This window comes from Aurantimonas manganoxydans SI85-9A1, from assembly GCF_000153465.1.
Taxonomy (GTDB): domain Bacteria; phylum Pseudomonadota; class Alphaproteobacteria; order Rhizobiales; family Rhizobiaceae; genus Aurantimonas; species Aurantimonas manganoxydans.
Genome location: NZ_CH672387.1, coordinates 2,565,936 through 2,582,397, shown reverse-complemented (window position 1 = coordinate 2,582,397; position 16,462 = coordinate 2,565,936). Strand labels below are relative to the sequence as shown.

General features: G+C 63.6%; 14 protein-coding genes and 8 pseudogenes. 11 read left to right on the top strand and 11 right to left on the bottom strand.

What is annotated here, in order from left to right:
- Positions 1–78: 78 nt before the first annotated feature.
- The 3 genes from SI859A1_RS12220 to SI859A1_RS12210 all read right to left on the bottom strand — a co-directional run bounded on the left by SI859A1_RS12220 (position 79) and on the right by SI859A1_RS12210 (position 2,976).
- The gene (locus SI859A1_RS12220) at positions 79–1,380 is read right to left on the bottom strand and encodes a beta-ketoacyl-ACP synthase (protein WP_009210063.1); all 1,302 of its coding nucleotides are present in this window, start codon (positions 1,378–1,380) and stop codon (positions 79–81) included.
- Positions 1,381–1,387: 7 nt separating this feature from the next.
- Entirely contained in the window at positions 1,388–2,599 is a 1,212-nt protein-coding gene (locus tag SI859A1_RS12215; RefSeq protein ID WP_009210062.1) for a beta-ketoacyl-ACP synthase, read from the bottom strand.
- Positions 2,600–2,694: 95 nt separating this feature from the next.
- The gene (locus SI859A1_RS12210) at positions 2,695–2,976 is read right to left on the bottom strand and encodes an acyl carrier protein (protein ID WP_024351348.1); all 282 of its coding nucleotides are present in this window, start codon (positions 2,974–2,976) and stop codon (positions 2,695–2,697) included.
- 312 nt (positions 2,977–3,288) lie between these two features.
- Here SI859A1_RS12210 and SI859A1_RS12205 point away from each other — a divergent pair, with 312 nt between their 5' ends.
- From SI859A1_RS12205 to SI859A1_RS20985, 4 genes and pseudogenes are all read left to right on the top strand, one after another.
- Positions 3,289–3,765: a MarR family winged helix-turn-helix transcriptional regulator gene (locus SI859A1_RS12205; protein ID WP_050767526.1), complete on the top strand. Its 477-nt coding sequence runs from the start codon at positions 3,289–3,291 to the stop codon at positions 3,763–3,765.
- A 263-nt stretch (positions 3,766–4,028) separates the two neighbouring features.
- Positions 4,029–4,978, top strand: a pseudogene (locus SI859A1_RS20990) (IS481 family transposase).
- A gap of 906 nt (positions 4,979–5,884) precedes the next feature.
- Positions 5,885–6,055, top strand: coding sequence for a hypothetical protein (locus SI859A1_RS21655; protein ID WP_154653369.1), 171 nt, complete (start codon positions 5,885–5,887; stop codon positions 6,053–6,055).
- Positions 6,013–6,217: pseudogene (locus tag SI859A1_RS20985) on the top strand (transposase); the annotation flags it as partial. The gene SI859A1_RS21655 and the pseudogene SI859A1_RS20985, both read left to right, overlap by 43 nt.
- A 310-nt stretch (positions 6,218–6,527) precedes the next feature.
- On the opposite strand, the pseudogene SI859A1_RS12190 reads toward SI859A1_RS20985, so the two are convergent.
- Positions 6,528–7,313, bottom strand: a pseudogene (locus tag SI859A1_RS12190) (IS256 family transposase); the annotation flags it as partial.
- Here SI859A1_RS12190 and SI859A1_RS20980 point away from each other — a divergent pair.
- Positions 7,257–7,508, top strand: a pseudogene (locus SI859A1_RS20980) (CsbD family protein). The pseudogenes SI859A1_RS12190 and SI859A1_RS20980 sit on opposite strands and share 57 nt — an antisense overlap.
- A 13-nt stretch (positions 7,509–7,521) precedes the next feature.
- Here the strand turns inward: SI859A1_RS20980 and SI859A1_RS22130 are convergent.
- Positions 7,522–8,009: pseudogene (locus SI859A1_RS22130) on the bottom strand (IS5 family transposase); the annotation flags it as partial.
- 166 nt (positions 8,010–8,175) lie between these two features.
- Here SI859A1_RS22130 and SI859A1_RS12185 point away from each other — a divergent pair.
- Together SI859A1_RS12185 and SI859A1_RS20970 are read left to right on the top strand one after the other, a co-directional pair.
- Positions 8,176–9,396, top strand: coding sequence for an IS256 family transposase (locus tag SI859A1_RS12185; RefSeq protein WP_040325647.1), 1,221 nt, complete (start codon positions 8,176–8,178; stop codon positions 9,394–9,396).
- Between the two features lie 29 nt (positions 9,397–9,425).
- Positions 9,426–10,171, top strand: a protein-coding gene (locus SI859A1_RS20970) for an IS5 family transposase (RefSeq protein ID WP_420804769.1) whose coding sequence is annotated in 2 segments (ribosomal slippage) — positions 9,426–9,744 and positions 9,744–10,171 — 747 coding nt in all. Because the reading frame shifts where the segments join, the coding sequence is not laid out codon by codon here.
- 39 nt (positions 10,172–10,210) lie between these two features.
- Here the strand turns inward: SI859A1_RS20970 and SI859A1_RS12170 are convergent.
- Positions 10,211–10,444, bottom strand: a pseudogene (locus SI859A1_RS12170) (transposase); the annotation flags it as partial.
- Between the two features lie 732 nt (positions 10,445–11,176).
- Between SI859A1_RS12170 and dusA the strand changes: the two are divergent.
- Positions 11,177–12,196: a tRNA dihydrouridine(20/20a) synthase DusA gene (dusA, locus tag SI859A1_RS12165; protein WP_148233973.1), complete on the top strand. Its 1,020-nt coding sequence runs from the start codon at positions 11,177–11,179 to the stop codon at positions 12,194–12,196.
- Between the two features lie 103 nt (positions 12,197–12,299).
- Here dusA and SI859A1_RS22470 read toward each other — a convergent pair.
- A pseudogene (locus SI859A1_RS22470) lies at positions 12,300–12,413 on the bottom strand (IS110 family RNA-guided transposase); the annotation flags it as partial.
- An 89-nt stretch (positions 12,414–12,502) separates the two neighbouring features.
- Here SI859A1_RS22470 and SI859A1_RS20965 point away from each other — a divergent pair.
- Positions 12,503–12,679, top strand: a pseudogene (locus SI859A1_RS20965) (integrase core domain-containing protein); the annotation flags it as partial.
- On the top strand, positions 12,612–13,112 hold the full coding sequence (locus SI859A1_RS20390) for an ATP-binding protein (protein ID WP_081451472.1): 501 nt from the start codon (positions 12,612–12,614) through the stop codon (positions 13,110–13,112). The pseudogene SI859A1_RS20965 and the gene SI859A1_RS20390, both read left to right, overlap by 68 nt.
- A 104-nt stretch (positions 13,113–13,216) precedes the next feature.
- On the opposite strand, the gene SI859A1_RS20960 is transcribed toward SI859A1_RS20390, so the two are convergent.
- Both SI859A1_RS20960 and SI859A1_RS12155 read right to left on the bottom strand, forming a co-directional pair.
- The gene (locus SI859A1_RS20960; RefSeq protein ID WP_081451389.1) at positions 13,217–13,678 is read right to left on the bottom strand and encodes a c-type cytochrome; all 462 of its coding nucleotides are present in this window, start codon (positions 13,676–13,678) and stop codon (positions 13,217–13,219) included.
- A gap of 228 nt (positions 13,679–13,906) precedes the next feature.
- Positions 13,907–14,101, bottom strand: coding sequence for a hypothetical protein (locus tag SI859A1_RS12155; RefSeq protein WP_040325753.1), 195 nt, complete (start codon positions 14,099–14,101; stop codon positions 13,907–13,909).
- A gap of 480 nt (positions 14,102–14,581) precedes the next feature.
- Here SI859A1_RS12155 and SI859A1_RS12145 point away from each other — a divergent pair, with 480 nt between their 5' ends.
- Positions 14,582–15,406, top strand: coding sequence for a sulfite exporter TauE/SafE family protein (locus SI859A1_RS12145; RefSeq protein ID WP_009210052.1), 825 nt, complete (start codon positions 14,582–14,584; stop codon positions 15,404–15,406).
- A gap of 9 nt (positions 15,407–15,415) precedes the next feature.
- Here SI859A1_RS12145 and SI859A1_RS12140 read toward each other — a convergent pair whose 3' ends face one another.
- Entirely contained in the window at positions 15,416–16,126 is a 711-nt protein-coding gene (locus SI859A1_RS12140) for a retropepsin-like aspartic protease family protein (RefSeq protein ID WP_009210051.1), read from the bottom strand.
- A complete protein-coding gene (locus SI859A1_RS12135; protein ID WP_040325751.1) occupies positions 16,119–16,364 on the bottom strand; it encodes a DUF1289 domain-containing protein in 246 nt (81 codons plus the stop codon). The genes SI859A1_RS12140 and SI859A1_RS12135 overlap by 8 nt, the downstream gene beginning before the upstream one ends.
- Positions 16,365–16,462 lie beyond the last annotated feature (98 nt).

The following is a 16,462-nucleotide window of genomic DNA, read 5'->3' as shown; positions in this document are numbered from 1 at the left end:
CGCGCTGCGAGGCAGCCTTGCGGCCGCGGCGACGCCGATGGCCGGCCGGGCGGGTCGATCCCGCCGCGGCCCTGGCATTCAGTGGCGCGGTTCGCGCCCGATGACGAGGCAGGCGTTCTGCCCGCCGAAGCCGAAGGAGTTCGACAGCACCGTGGCGATCTCGGCCGGACGGGCCTTGTTCGGCACGGTGTCCAGCTCGATCGCCGGGTCCGGCACTTCGTAATTGATCGTCGGCGGCAGCAGGCCGTTCTGGATCGACAGCACCGAGAACACCGCCTCGATCGCGCCGGCCGCCGTCAGCGTATGGCCGATCATCGACTTGTTCGAGGAGATCGGCGTCGTCTTCAGCGCCTCGCCGAACACCGCGGCAAGGCCGGTTGCCTCCATGCGGTCGTTCTCCGGCGTCGAGGTGCCATGGGCGTTGATGTAGTCGATGTCCGACGGCTCCATGCCGGCGTCGGCGATGCCGGCCGCGATGGTCGCGATGATCGGCGAGCCGTCCGGCTTGGAGCGGGTGCGGTGGAAGTCGTCGGCGCGCTCGCCGCAACCATGGATGACGCCGAGGATCCTGGCGCCGCGCGCCTTGGCCGCGCTCAGCGATTCCAGCACCAGCGCGCCGGCGCCCTCGGCCATGACGAAGCCTTCGCGATCCTTGGAGAAGGGCTTGGAGGCCTTTTCCGGATACTCGTTGTTGGTCGACAGGGCCGACAGCAGCGAGAAGCGGATCAGCGATTCCTGGGTGATCGAGCCGTCGGTGCCGATGGCGATGGCGCGGTCGGTCTCGCCGCGGCGGATCGCCTCGACGCCGAGCTGGATTGCCGAGGCGCCGGATGCGCAGGCGGTCGACAGGGTGATCGGCAGGCCGCGCGTGCCCAGCCGGTCGGCCAGAAGCTCGGAGATGCGGCTGCACTGGGTCAGGTTGTAGATCGCCTTGTCGGGACGGCTGTGGGCAATCTGCAGCAGCCGGTCGTAGCCGGCCTCCTCGATGGTCGCGCCGTCCATCGCGTCGAGGGCGAGGCGATGCTGCCACTCCATCTCCACCGGCGGGGCGGCGAGGAACAGCGGACCGCCGAAATCGTCGTCGGCGAGGCCGGCCATGCGCACGGCTTCCGAGCCGGCGGCTTCCGCCATCATGTAGGAGAGACCCGTCGAGGTCTCCGAGCCGGGACCCATGAAGTCCACCGAGCCGGAGATCGTGGTGCGCAGGCTGTCGGTCGAGAAGCGCTCGATCCGGTGGATGCCCGAGCGGCCCGAGGACAGGGCGTCCCAATTGTCGTCGACGCCGCGGCCCAGCGACGAGACGAGGCCGAGCCCGGTGATCGCGATCACCGGGCGCCCGAGAAAGTCCAGCTCTGCGGTGTTGCCGTTCGCGCTCATCATCCGATCCTTACAGTCTGCGTCCGTCCACGGCTTCCAGTTCGCAGGCACCCTCTGCATGAAGGTGACCGATCGCGGTCACGATGGCGCGCCGCGGGGCCGCTGAAGCCGGGCGTTCCTCGCCGAAATCGAAGGGCGGGATCACCGCACCGCGAGACAGCGCGCCGGCGGCCAGCGCCACGCCGGCCGGGACCTGCGCCTCGAAGGCATGGCCGAGCATCGTCCCATACGCTCTGACCGGGGCATCGGGAAACCGTTTGTTCAGGACGCTGCGTTCCATATCCAGCAACGGCTTGATGCCGGCGGCGCCGCTGAGGATCAGCGTCTCGTCGCTCGCCGATCCGCCCTGCGGCAGCAGCGCCTCGAAACGCGCGGCCGTGCGCTCGGCGTCGCGCTTGCCGCGATCGCCGGAGGCGCTGACCAGCCGCGCATAGGCGAGGGCTGAACGGGCCGCCGCGTGTTCGGCCGATTCCAGGATGAGGAACGCCCCGACGCTGCCGACGGTGATGCCGTCATGGCCCTCGGTGCGCGAAGACACTGGCCGCCAGTCGTCGCGCAGCATCAGGCCGGCGAGGTCGAAGTTCAGGATCAGGTCCTTGCGCTCGGCCGAGAACGAGCCGCCGACGAGGCAGATGTCGCTCTGGCCGGCGGCGATCCGTGCCCGCGCCGAGGCGATGGCCGAGATGCCGGCCGCTTCCTCGCCCATGAAGGTGCGCGAGGAGCCCGTCACCTTGTGGACGATGGAGATGTTGCCGGCGAGAAGGTTGGAGAGCTGCGCCAGGAACAGCGTCGGGCGCAATTCGCTGCCCAGCGTCTCGTTGACGATCCGGTCGCGGTCGTTGGCGCCGCGCGCCTTGTCCATGACCAGTGCGTCGACGGCGGTGTCGCGTTCGCCGCCGCCGGCGGCCACGACCATGTCGATCTTGGCGCGCACGGCCTCGTCGGCGGGAATGCCGGCATCCGCGAGCGCCAGTCCGGCCGCATAGGTGCCCAGCTTCTGCCAGGTCTCCATCTGCCGCTGGTCACCCCGCTTGGGGATCTGGCTGGACCAGTCGATCGGCGGCAACGGGTGCACGAAATAGGGCGCGTAGGTCTCGGCATCGATCCGCGGCTGCGGTGCCGGCGCGCGGCCCATGGCGTCGAGATGGGTGGCGATGCCCTCGCCGAGCGAGGACACCAGCCCGATCCCGGTGATCACCACGTCTCTGGCATTCTGTGTCATGCAATCGTTCCACTATCCCAATCGTCCGTCCCGCCCGGCGATCGGTTCCCGAGGGCCTCCCGCTGGCGAACGGCGCCGGGCGCCGTTCCGCTGTGTCAGCCGGCCTTGGCGGCGCGCAGTTCGTCGATCTTGGCGCAGAGGTTCTTCAGGACGAAGTATTCCTCGGTCGGCGCCTCGCCGTCATTGACCGCCTGGGTCCATTTCTCGAGCGGGATCTTGATCCCGAATTCCTTGTCGATCGCGAAGACGATGTCGAGGAAGTCGAGCGAATCGATGCCCAGATCGTCGATCGTGTGGCTTTCCGGCGTGATCTCGGCGCGGTCGATCTCGCTGGTCTCGGCGATGATATCCGCGACCCGGTCGAAGGTAGAAGACAATGAATTATCCTTGTCATGTCTGGAAGAGCGATTTGGGCGCGAAGCTATAGGGAATTCGCCCGAAAAAGCAAAGCGAGGACTGTGGTGATGCCTTGGCCGGCGCGCTTGCGGCGCGTTGCCGGCGGCCCTCGTGGCGCCTTCCTGTGGCAAAGGCATGGCGAATAGCGGTTGGTGGTCGGGAACGCACGGCGCTCATGTGACGTTCACAGGACAAGACCGGATCAGTTTCCAACGATTGGCGGTGCAAGTGTCGGCACGGCAATCGCCACGGCTGTTTCCCCGCGACCCCTCCGGCCACCGGGAACAAGAACGATGACTGCGCGCCAGATCACGGCAAGAAAATCCCGGTCGGCCGACCGCCGGTCCGACCTGCTCCTGACCAGTCGCCTGATCCGTGCCGCCACGGTTCTGGGCCGTGTCGCCGCACAGGTCCACAAAAGGGAGCACCGGCTGTCGGCCCCCGAATTCAGTGTCCTCGTCATCCTCGGCAGTGCTGACGGCGAGACAGTGACGTCCTCGCATATCGTCGAGGCCACCGAGATGGACAAGACCAAGGTTAGCCGCGCTGTCTCCGCCCTCGATGAGCGGGGCTGGCTACATCGTACCCGTGCGACCGCCGACCGGCGCTTCGAATATCTCGCCCTGACGGTAGAGGGCTCGAGAGTCTACGCTGAGCTGATGCCCAAGGTGGAAAAGGCCGAGAGCAACGTGCTGGCGCTGCTGACCGTCGAGGAGCGCGACGGGCTGGAACGCGGCCTCGACGGCCTGGACCGCGCCTTCGGCCAGTAGAGCTCGACCGGCTTGATCCCGGGCAATCCTCACTTGGCCCGCAACTGATTCTGGTTCGGTGTCGAAACCATGCCCGCCTCGGCGCGGTGATGGTGTTCTGGCATGGCTCGCGGAATGGCATCTCCGGGCATGTTACCGTCTACGTCGGAGAGGCCGCCGGCACCTAGCACCTCCCTCAGGGCTATCATGATGGCCACACCGTCTAGGTGTTTAGTCCCACGGTGTAATGGCGTATCGTTATCTCGTTCAGAGAGGAACGCATTATGGGCCCGGTTCTTCACGGGAGCGCCAAGACCACGCACGCCGTTCGAGCGGAGCTACAGCGATCGCAAGCTTCTTCTGCGGAGCTCGCGAGGCGCTTCGGGATCAACCAGAAGACCGTGAGAAACTGGCGATCACGCGCGTTGGTCGAGGACGAGCCAATGGGCCCAAAGGAGCGACGTAGTTCCGTCCTTTCAGCAACTGAGGAGGCCGCGATCGTGGCGCTACGCGTTCAGGCCCGCCTGCCGCTTGATGACGTCTTCGTCACGCTGAGGGACGTCATCCCCCATCTGACGCCCTCGTCGCTGCATCGCTGCCTGCAACGTCATGGTATCTCCCGCCTGCCGAAGGCCGATCGCGAGAAGCCGAAGCGGTTCAAGGTTTACGAGATCGGCTACATTCACATCGACATCGCAGAGTTGCGCTACGAAGGCGGCAAGGCCTATCTGTTCGTGCCCGTGGACCGCGCCTCCAAGCTGGTCTTCGCCAGGATTTACAGGAAGGCGACGAAGCTCGTCGCTGCGGGCTTCCTCAAGGCTCTGCTCAGGGCGGTTCCTTACCGGATCCCCACAGTGTTGACCGACAACGGCGTTCAGTTCGTCCAGCCTGACAAACGAGCCGAGGGCGGTCCGTCGCACATGTCTTCGGAAGGGTCTGCAACGAGCGTGGCGTCGAGCATCGGCTCACCAAGCCTTACCACCCGTGGACCAACGGCCAAGCCGAGCGGATGGTCCGCACGATCAAGGAGGCAACCGTCCGCGCATTCTACTACGCTTCGATCGACAACCTGCGACGCCACGTCCGGGAATGGCTGCTCGCCTACAACTACCCCAAGCAGCTCAAGGCACTACGCTTCAAAGCGCCACTCGAGGCTCTCAAATCGATCAGCCTCGAAAAGCCGGAACGATTCATTCGTCGGCCAAGCCATGACATGCCGGGACCAAACACCTAGGTGATCCGCGCGCTCGTGTTTAGCGTGGCCGTGCGGCAGTGGTCCCGAGAGATTACCGGTGAGGCGATTGCCATCACCAATCATGATGCGGCAGCGGAGGCGCAGACCAAGGTGATCAGGGGAGCGTCTCTGACGAAAGCCTCTGTGAACGATCAGGCATCAAGCCCGTTAGGGACGCGTCACTGAAATCGCGAAGGGCCCCGGAATGCTGCAACTCGCGGGGCAAGAAAAAACATAGGTTCAGGCTGTAAATACGCTCCTATCCTCCCGCGCCCGGTTTCGTAATCCGGCTGGCCAAGGAGATTGCGGGCCGCCGCCCAGGCGGCCCGTACAGCGACGGTGGTGATTTCAGCTGGGAAGAATTTCCTCAAGCACTCCTGACTCTGGCACTGCAGGCGGAAGATATCTACGTCGAGCTCGATGGTAACCAAAGCTATCGAGGGCATTCTTGGGGGAGGCATTCGGTGGACTGATCCGCGCTGGATTCTCCAACGCCTGTTTACGGGAATACCTTTGTATCACCAACGAAATCCGCTTTACACGCCCTACAAGATGCTGCGGACATCTATATTCATGACGCGGAAAGTGAGGCACAGCAGCACACCTGATGTCAGCCATTACATAAGCGGCGTCACCGGCCCGTCCTGGCGGGGAGCGCGCCATTTTCCGTATTCCGTGTACTGCACATCTGTGCTATTGTTCGACTGTGCCATCTGGATGAATCATGCAGGACCACCCATTGGCTAAGCCGCCGCACTCGTTGAAGCGTAGTGCGGCGGCTTTCTCTTTGGTGACGCCTGTATCCCGCAGCATGTGCAACCGCTAGAGCGTCGGACTGACTCCCAGAATCCCCGGCCCGCTTCCCTTTAAGCCTTCACCGTGATTCCCTCGTGTTGGAGGTGGATCATGAGCAAAAGCTATTCGATTGATCTGCGTGAACGGGTCGCCGGCTTCATCGACAAGGGTCAGTCTTGTCGGGCGGCGGCTCGCCACTTTAGCGTTAGCGAGAGCTTTGCGATCAAGCTGGACGAAGAGGCGCCTGGTTCCTATTCCTGCCACACTATTCGCCGGATCTGAACCCGATTGAGATGGCGTTCTCAAAGCTGAAGGCACATCTGCAGCAAGGCTGCCGCCAGGACATTCGACGATCTCTGGAAGGCCATCGGCGATATCTGCGGCCTCTTTGAACCAGAAGAGTGCTGGAACTACCTCAAGGCCGCGGGATATGCGTCTGATTAAGTGTCCGACGCTCTAATAATCACCCGTCGCCAAGACGGATATCTGACAGTTTACCTGCGCAGACGGAACAGCATGGGCAACCTCCAAGTGTTGCCGGGTGTGTTCCCTGACCATTCCGCGCCGGTGGTCCGCAACGGTATAGCCACACCGTCGAGATGACCTGCGCGCTCGTGGATAGCGCGGTCGTTGTCAGGAGAAATCACCGATCAGACCGCGGCAGCGGAGGCGCAGACCAAGGTGATCAGATAGTGTCCCACCATGTGGTGTAGCTGACGGCGATGGCCGTGCGGTTCCGGCCAAGCCGGATTGATCAGCGTGCCACGGCTGGCAGGCTAACGAACGGATCATCGCTCAGGGGAGCGACGGATTCCAGTGTCATGTACCTGGCCCGCTGAACCGCCCACTCATCATTTTGCTCGAGCAGCAGCGCGCCGACGAGGCGCTGGATGGCCTCATCGTTGGGAAAGATGCCGACGACGTCGGTGCGCCGCTTGATCTCGCCGTTCAGCCGCTCGATCGGATTCGTGCTGTGCAATTTGGCCCGATGCTCCCTAGGGAAGGTCATGTAGGCCAGCACGTCGGGCTCGGCCTCGTCGAGGATGGCAGCGAGCTTCGGCACCTTTGGCCGGATCTGGTCGGCGACGGAGCGCCATTGCTGGCTGGCGGCCTCTGGCGTCTCTTGGGCAAAGGCGGTGGCGATGAAGGCGGAGACGACACGACGGCCGCTCTTGCCAGCATGGGCCAGGACGTTGCGCATGAAGTGCACGCGGCAGCGCTGCCATGTCGCCGTTAGCACCTTGGTGACCGCGGCTTTGATGCCCTCGTGAGCGTCGGACACGACGAGCTTCACGCCGCGAAGGCCGCGTCGGGTCAGCTTTCTCAGGAACTCGGTCCAGATCGGCTCGGCTTCCGAGGTGCCGATCTCCATGCCGAGAACCTCACGCCGGCCATCGGCGTTGACGCCGACGGCGATGATCACGGCAACCGAGACGATGCGGCCGCCGCGGCGGACCTTGAGGTAGGTGGCGTCGATCCAGAGATAGGGCCAGTCGCCTTCGATCGGCCGCTCCAGAAAGGCTTTTACCTTGCCTGGGATCAGATCGAAGGAAAGTGAAAGCCCTTCAAGGGCAGCGCGAAGGAACAGTGGAGGAGGCTGACTGACGACGACCTTGATCGCGTCGAGGGGAACAAGGACATGCTCGCTGGGCGAATCCAGGAAGCCTACGGGGTCGTGAAAGATGAAGCTCACCGGCAAGTGGATGATTGGGCCGCAGGGCGGAACGATATCTAGGGTCGAGACTCGATCAAACCCGGAAAGCGATGATGGTCACTAGGGCGACGGCGGACAGGAAGTTCGCGGCGAGCTTGTCGTAGCGGGTTGCGATGCGTCGAAAGTCCTTGAGGCGGCAGAAGGCAGCTTCGATCCGCGAACGCTCGCGGTAGCGTCGTTTGTCGTATACGACTGGGGTCTTCCGGCTTGATCTGCCTGGGATCACGGGCCCCCGCCGACATTGCGAAGCCGCTGCCGCAGAGCATCAGCATCATAGCCTTGTCAGCGGTGAACCAGCGCACCGGTCCCGCAGCATCCAGCAGGTCATTTGCAGCACCCACGTCGCTGATATTGCCGGGTGTCAGCCGGAGGATCGCCGGGCGGCCGAGGCAGTCGGTGATGGCATGGATCTTTGTTGTCTGCCCACCTTGAGAAGGGCCGATAGTCTCCGCCTTCGCCCCCCCCTTTTCCTCCATGAGCAGATCGGTGTGCTTTCACGTAGGTGGAGTCGATCGAGGCTGAGCGGCTTAGAGAGCGTCCCCATAAACGGGTTCAGCGAGGTGGCGTAATCTGATTCAATCTCCTGGAAGGGAGATTGCCATGCGTCGCGATGAACTGTCAGATCAGGAATGGGGACTGTCAGGAATTCCGTGTGTGAGCGGGCATAATGGGACCGAAGGAGAGACCCATGGCCCGCCGCAAAGAACCCAGCATTCCTGACGCGCTTCTCGACCAGCTTCTGTCTGGCGCCGATCCGAAGACTGCCTTCGACCCGGGCGGTTTGCTCGACGGCCTGAAGAAGGCATTCGCCGAGCGTGCCCTGAACGCCGAGATGGATCACCATCTGGCCGGCGAGAACGGCGCCGGAAACGGCCGTAATGGCTACGGCCGCAAGACCGTGACGACGGACAGCGGCAAGTTCAATCTTGCCGTGCCGCGGGATCGGCAGGGCAGCTTCGACCCGCAGCTCATTGCCAAATATCAGCGGCGGTTCCCGGGCTTCGACGAGAAGATCATCTCGATGTATGCCCGGGGAATGAGCAATCGGGAGATTGTTGGGCACCTTCACGATCTCTACGGCGTCGATGTTTCTGCGGACCTGATTTCGGTGGTCACGGACGCCGTTCTGGAAGAGGTCGCCGCCTGGCAGGCCAGGCCACTGGAGGCGGTCTATCCGATCGTGTTCTTCGATGCTCTGCGTGTGAAGATCCGCGACGAAGGCTTCGTCAGAAACAAGGCGGTCCACATCGCCCTTGGCGTGCGCGCCGACGGCACCAAGGAGATCCTCGGCCTCTGGCTCGAGCAGAACGAGGGCGCCAAGTTCTGGCTGCGGGTCATGAACGAGATGAAGCACCGCGGCGTTGAGGACGTCCTGCTTGCCATCGTCGACGGGCTGAAGGGCTTTCCTGAGGCCATCGTCGCCGTCTTCCCTGAAGCCACCGTCCAGACCTGTATTGTCCATCTCCTGCGCCACAGCCTCGACTTCACGTCCTACAAGGACCGCAAGGCCGTCGCGGCCGCGCTAAAGGACATTTACCGAGCGGCCGACGCGGTGGCAGCCGAGAAGGCCCTGACGGCCTTTGAGGAAGGCGAATGGGGCCACCGATACGCAGCCATTGGGCAGAGCTGGCGCCGGGCCTGGGCCGAGGTCGTTCCGTTCTATGGCTTCCCCGAGGAGGTCCGCAGAATGGTCTATACGACCAACGCTATTGAGGCTTTGAACTCAAAACTGCGCAGGGCTGTCCGGGCTCGAGGCCACTTCCCGACCGACGACGCTGCGATGAAGCTTCTCTTCCTGGTCTTGAATCAATCGGAGAAGGAGTGGAAAATGCCGCCTCGTGAGTGGGCAATGGCCAAAGCGCAGTTCGCCATCCTCTACGGTGAGCGCTTCACACAGGCCATGGCCTGAAATTGTTCAACCGCCCGCCCACACACGGAATTCCTGACAGTCCCCAGGAATGGGCTGTCATCGAGCCGCTGCTGCCGCAAAACAGCCGCGGCGTCGCCCGGGTCGACGACCGGCGGGTGATCAACGGCATCCTCTGGCGGTTCCGCACCGGCTCATCCTGGCGCGATGTCCTGGAGCGTTACGGTCCTCGGACCACGCTCTACAACCGCTTCACGCGCTGGCTGACCGCCGGTGTGTGGGATCGCCTCCTGGCAGCGGTATCGAAGGCTTATGACGGCGACATCGTCATGATCGACAGCTCCTGCGTTCGCGTCCACCAGCATGGTGCCGGCGCGAAAAAGGGGGATCTGCCGATCCTTGCATGGGACATTCCCGTGGCGGCCTGACCACCAAGATCCATGCTCTCGTTGACGCCGAAGGGCGCCCTGTGCGCCTTGAGCTGACGGCCGGACAGGCCGGCGACGCGCCGATGGCGACCAAGCTGCTCGACGCCGTCGCGCCCGGAGCGACCGTCATCGCCGACAAAGCTTATGACACGGACGGCATCCGCTCCTTCGTCGCCAGCCGCAATGCCTGGGCGAACATCCCGCCGCGCTCTATCCGCAAGGGCACCTTCGCCTTCAGTCGATGGGTCTACCGCCAGCGCAACCTCGTCGAGCGCTTCTCCAATCGCATCAAGCAGATGCGGGGCCTTGCCACGCGCTACGACCGGCGCGCCGACAACTTCGCCGCCGCTCTCAAGCTGGCTGCCGTCCGCATCTGGATCAATGCCTAATGAGTCCGCTCCCTAGCACACCTGTTGCGACCAGTGCTCCAGAATGCTGGTCCAGATTTGCCGTCGGGACCAGCGGTTGAAGCGGTTATAGATCGTCGTTGCAGGTCCGTATTCGCTCGGGCAGTCCTGCCAACGGCTGCCGGTCTTGAGAACGTGCAGGATGCCGCTGATGACCCGGCGATCATCTACGCGACGCGCCCCCGGCTGGTTCTTTGGCAGATGCGGCTCGATAGCGGCCCACGCCTCGTCGTTCAGCCAGAACAGTCGTGCCATCCGATCCTCCCTTGGCTCCTTTGCGCACGAGGGAATCTGATTTGCTTCGAAGCTTCAATAGGATGAATGGGTATCGACCCTAGCGAATCGCTTGAGTGAGTATCTTATCCTAGTGAAGTAGTCATCCGGGTGGACCTTGCGAGCGAACCATTTGGCGAAGCCGTCGCATCCCCTGGCGTGCGACGGCTTTCGTTTTCAGTGATCAGGTTGCGCGGAAGGGAGGACTTATCCTCGCACGTCTCCAGTTTCCCAGCGATCCCAGCTGTAGTCGTCGTTCGAGCGCGACCGTCTGCTCACGAAAGGATCATGCTGATCCTCTGAATCCAGTGGCGGTTTTTGACTGGCGTTTTGCGCTTGTTCGGGCTGGCTTTGCATCTCGGTGACCATCCTTGTTTGAAGTCGCTAGTTACCTCAGCGTCGCAATCCTATGGTTGCGGGAACGACACATCTTAGATGCTTCTCGACGGGAATCCGCACGGCGTGCTCTTCTGCCTCTACGTGCAACCTCTACTCAATCAAGAAGGGCAAATCGGCCATCCGTGAACGAGCGCTTCGGCTCTCGGGATGCGAATTTGTGCGGTATACGTTGACGATCCGTCGGCCCGTCTGCGTGCGTTGATGGCTCCCAAGTTGCTACGCGCCTCTGAGGTCGCTACGACGTAGCAATAGCTATAAGACAGTCGGAAAAGGCCGAGTTTGGTCGAGAACATTAGATCAGTGCAGTCCGGTCAAGTGACTGAATCAGCGTCAAAAACTAGCACAACAAAGGGTTCTGCGTTCGCGATCGCGCCGATGATCGACTGGACCGACCGGCATTGCCGATTCTTCCATCGGCAGCTCACCTGGCATGCGCTGCTCTATACCGAGATGGTCGTCGCCGACGCGATCCTCCATGGCGACCGGGACCGGTTGCTTGGCCATGACGCGGTCGAGAGCCCGCTAGCACTGCAGATCGGCGGCTCGGAGCCGCAGAAACTGGCGGAAGCCTGCCGGATCGCAGCAGATTTCGGCTATGACGAGATCAATCTGAATGTCGGCTGCCCGTCCGACCGGGTGCAGTCCGGGGCGTTCGGCGCCTGCCTGATGCGCGAGCCCGACTTGGTCGGCCGTTGCCTCGCGGCCATGGCCGAAGCGAGTGACGTGCCGGTGACGGTGAAGTGCCGGATCGGAGTCGACGAGCAGGACCCGGAGCCGGCGCTGGACGATCTGGCCGATGCGGCGATCGCCGCCGGCGTCACCACGATCTGGGTGCATGCGCGAAAAGCCTGGCTGCAGGGGCTGAGCCCGAAGGAAAACCGGGACATCCCACCGCTCGACTACGACCGCGTCCACCGCCTGAAACAGCGATTGCCGGAGGCGTTCGTCGGCCTCAATGGCGGGCTGACGACGCTGGATGCGGCCGTCGAGGAGCTCGACCGCGTCGACGGGGTGATGATGGGCCGCGCGGCCTACCAGACGCCGGACCGCCTGGCCGAGGTCGACGCCCGCGTCTTCGGCGCCGCGCCCCGGCCGGTGGATTACGCTGCGTTGATCGACACCATGGCGGACTACGCGGCGCGGCATCTGGAACGCGGCGGCCGGCTGGGGCAGGTGACTCGGCACATGCTCGGCCTGTTCAACGGCATGCCCGGCGCGCGGCGCTGGCGCCAGATCCTATCGGACGGCGCAGTGCGCCCGAACGCCGGGCCGCAGCTCCTGCGCGAGGCCTTCGCCGCCGTGCGGCTGGATGGCGACAAGCGCCACGCGGCATGACGCGGTTCGGCCGCGCCGGTGACGATCACCCGACATGTCGGCGGTCACTATGGTTGCCCCCTGCGCCAGGAGAAGTTGACCTCTGGCGTTAGACGACACTCGTTGAGAGGACGGCATGAGCGTGCCTGGCATCGACGCAGACAACCGGGAGGCCCAAGCGACCGAGCTCATGCCAGAGCCAGCCGGACATCTTGCCACTCTCGAAGCCAACCCGGTCCGGCTTCGCCATCCGGACCAGCTTCGCTGGCCACACCAGCCTTGGCGCAAAGACCGCTCATAAACTGAGATTTGCCCTGGACCACTCGGTGGGGGCCGACCCAAATCGACGAGGTCTACCTCCGAGCCTATGAGACCGTCAGCCATGCCCGCGCATCGATCGCCAGATACCTGGCATTTTACAACGGACGACGTCCGCATTCGAGCTTGGGTCGGAAAACACCGGACCGCGCCTACTTCAACCGGCCGCTTCTCGCAGCGGCCTAAACCCGGCAGCCAATCCACTTACCAGGCCGACGAGCCTGTTCAGACAAACCGAGCCACCTCTCTCGTCAACACGCTCCAACAAGAGAAGGCCAAGGGAAAGGCCGGCCAATTGTCCGAGACCCTTGCCCGTCTCGACCTCGTGACCGTGGACGAGCTTGAACACCTGCCGTTCAGTGCCTCCGGCGGCGCACTGCTCTTCCATCTGCTGAGGAAGCTCTACGAGCGCACCAGCGTTGTCATCACGACCAATCTGGGCTTCAGCGAGTGGGCCACCGTCTTCGGCGATGCCAAGATGACCACCGCTCTACTCGATCGGCTCACCCATTGCTGCCACAACTTGGAAACCGGAAATGACAGCTTCCGCTTCAGGGCGAACACCGCAACCATGAACCGCAAAAGGAAGAAAATCGAACATACCTTGACCCAGACATGACCATCTCAACTTAACTCGAAGCCGGGTCGCTTCTCGATGGAAAACCCGAGTCAGTTCCGCGTGGAAATCAACACCCGGCCGGGATGAGCGATGACAGCGAAATTCTAGTTCTTCTCTACGCGAAATTCATCGTGACAACTTTTGCAATTTGTCGTCACCGAGCTAAACGCCTGCTTGAAGGCGTCTACGTTCTCTGGTTTCGCTTCGATCGCGGCGGCCGCATCATTCTGGAATTTGGCGAGGGCCGCCCGAAATTCGTCCGGCTTTTCCCAGATTGCCGGGGCGGCCTCAGTGTCACCGCCAGTCTCCGAACCTTCTGGGAAATAGTGCCCAAAGCCGAGAGATCCTGAATACAATGTTCGCAGGGCAACTCCGGCGGCAGCCGCATCGAAAGGAGTTTCGCCTTTCACCATCTGGCCACCGAGCTTTGCGGCAGCACCATTGTTGGACATGATAGCTTGGCGCGCTTCGATTGGATCGATTTCAGGTGCTATCGACCCCTGCGCCAAGGCGCCGCCTACAAGCAGGCCGAGAGTTACGAAGCTGCAAAGGGCAATGCGACGCATAGTGACCTCCCCGCTGGATATGATCTTGTGTGGACCTGCACCGCGTATGCTGTCGACGGACTTTGGTCTGATAATTCGCCGCCCCGAGAAGCAACGAAGCGTCTTAAAGCCGGTGGAACGCAGATAGCCAGACCGCCGGCCGCAGCCTCCGCTCCTCCCACCGGCGATGTTAGCGGCTTCGGCCATTTGACGAGAGTCCCCGTCGACACCAAGCCGGCGGGCCTCCTGCTACGCTCTCAAGCTGCGCGGCCATTCAGAGTAAGTCAAAAGGTTATTACGTGCGCTGGCACGCTCGTTGTCGATGAGATCGAACGGATCCGCCTCGATATACATCGCGCCGAGAACGCTGTAGCGGCCGCGGAACTCCGTTCGACTGGCGCCGACGGCGCGATGCACGACAATGGGATAGGTCGTGGTGATCATCCAATCGGATGATCCCACCTCTATCCGTTTCGCCGTTTCACCATTTCCGAGCGGGTGCATGAACGGTGCACGATTCCCTCGGGATGCGTCAATCGCTAGACCGGTAGCGACCGAACGGCCAACGCCAGTTCAAGATAGGCGCGGACAGGCCCGGGAACGGCAGCCGCAACGCTTGCCCACGTCGAGACGGTATTTGGCCTGACGCCCATGCGCTCGGAGAACTTGCTCTGGGACAGGCCAAGAGACTTCAAGGCGGCTCGAAACTCGATTTTCGTCATGGCGTTCCATCGGTTTGTCAGAAGATAGAACGGCCAGTATAACGGTTCGTGGGAATAACTGCCATGCCTGGCTGCAAATCATGCGCTGCCCGCCGGGATGCTGCGGAGCTGACCATCGACAGAATCGCAGCGCCCACGCGCCGGCTTTTGCGCGGTGCAACATAACGGATGCATTCGCGACTGTTCCGCCCTATGAGGAACCATGCAGCCGATCGAAGCGTCCGCGCTGATTCCCTACCTTCTGCCGCTCTTCGGAGCGGCTGCCGCCGCGGGCTTCCTCGCCGGCCTGTTCGGCATCGGCGGCGGCGCGATCTTCGTGCCGGTGCTCTACCAGACCTTCGAGGAACTCGGCGTCAGCCACGAGGTCTCGATGCATCTGGCGATCGGCTCGTCCCTGGCGATCATCGTACCCACCTCGATCCGTTCGCTGGTCTCGCACTGGCGGCGCGGCGTCGTCGACTGGCGGCTCCTGAAGGAATGGGTGGTGGCGATCCCGCTGGGAGCGATCGCGGGGGCCATGGTCGCCGCGGCGGCCTCGTCGGGCGAATTGCGCGGCATCTTCGCGGCGCTGGCCCTGGTGCTCGGGCTGAAGCTGGTCTTCGGCAAGGTGCCGATGTCCTTCGGCAAGCAGCTGCCCGGCCTTGCCGGCCGCTCGGTCGCCGGCTTCCTGATCGGCCTGTTGTCCTCGCTGATGGGGATCGGCGGCGGTGTCCTGAACAACACCTTCATGACGCTCTACAACCGGCCGATGATCGAGGCGGTGGCGACCAGCGCCGGCGTCGGCGTGCTGATCTCGGTTCCCGGCCTGCTTTCCTACGCCATCGGCGGCTGGGGCGACCCGCTGCTGCCGGCCTACAGCATCGGCTTCGTCAGTCTCGCGGCAGTGCTGCTGATCGCGCCGGCCTCGATTCTGGCAGTGCCGCTGGGGGCCGCGCTGGCGCATCGGCTGACCCGCCGCCAGCTCGAGCTCGGCTTCGGCGCCTTCCTGCTGATCGTCGCCGCGCGCTTCGCCTATTCGCTCCTCTGAGACGATCGTTCAGTCGGTCAGGATCAGCCGGTCGCCGCGAAAGTCGAAGGAGGTGAGGGTGTTGAGGAAGCTCATGCCAAGCAACGCAACGCCGAGACCGTCGCTCTCCGTCACCGCCGCCGCCACACCGCGCCGCACGATGTCGCCGACCCGCACCTCGTCGAGCCGCACCGGCGCCGCGCCGACGACGCCGTTGGCCGTCATCACCTGTTGCGAATAGCGCAGCTGGGACGTGTCGATGCCGACGGATTCGGCCGTCGTGCGGTCGAGCGCGATCATCGAGGCGCCGGTGTCGACCATGAAGGAGATGGGCTTGCCGTCGATCTCGCCGTCGAGGTGGAAATGGTCGTCGGCGCCGCGCAGCGACATGAAGCGGCTGCCTTCAGTGCCGTCGCCGACCGAAACCAGCGTGCCGGGCACGAGAACGGCAACGACTCGGTCCTTCAGCGCCGAGAGTTCCGGCGCAAAGCCATAGGCGGCGATCAGCACGAGGAAGGCGAGGCCCCAGATCGCCGCGCCCTTCAGCGCGCCGGCGAGATTCGTCCGCAGGAACAGGATCGCGCCGGAAGCCAGCGCCAGCCCCCAGACGCCGTAATAGGCGAGGCTGGCGAACTGGTTGTCCGGCAGGCCGGCGATGGTGCCATCCTGGTTGAGGACGAGGGCCAGGCACGCCGCGCCGAGAACGGCGAGGATGATCCAGAGGAGGCTGCCTCTACGCATCGTCCGCTCCCTGCGCTTCGGCCCGCTCGCGTTCCAGCCGCCGGCGCTTGGTCTCGCGCCGGGCCGGGCGCTCGATCGTCGCCATGCGCGCCGGCAGGGTGTCCATCACGGCGCGGCGCTGTTCCGGCGAGAAGGCGATCCACGCGCCGATCTCCTCGCCCGTGCGGCCGCAGCCGAAGCAAAAGCCGGACCGCGGATCGATCGCGCACAGGGAGATGCAGGGGCTTTCGATGCTCATGGGTCCGCGGCGCGTCGGTGTCACAATCGGGGCGTCGGCGGGCGTCGTCGCACCGCGTGTCGTCATCCGGATATGGCCTCTGGGGCCGTGACGTACAA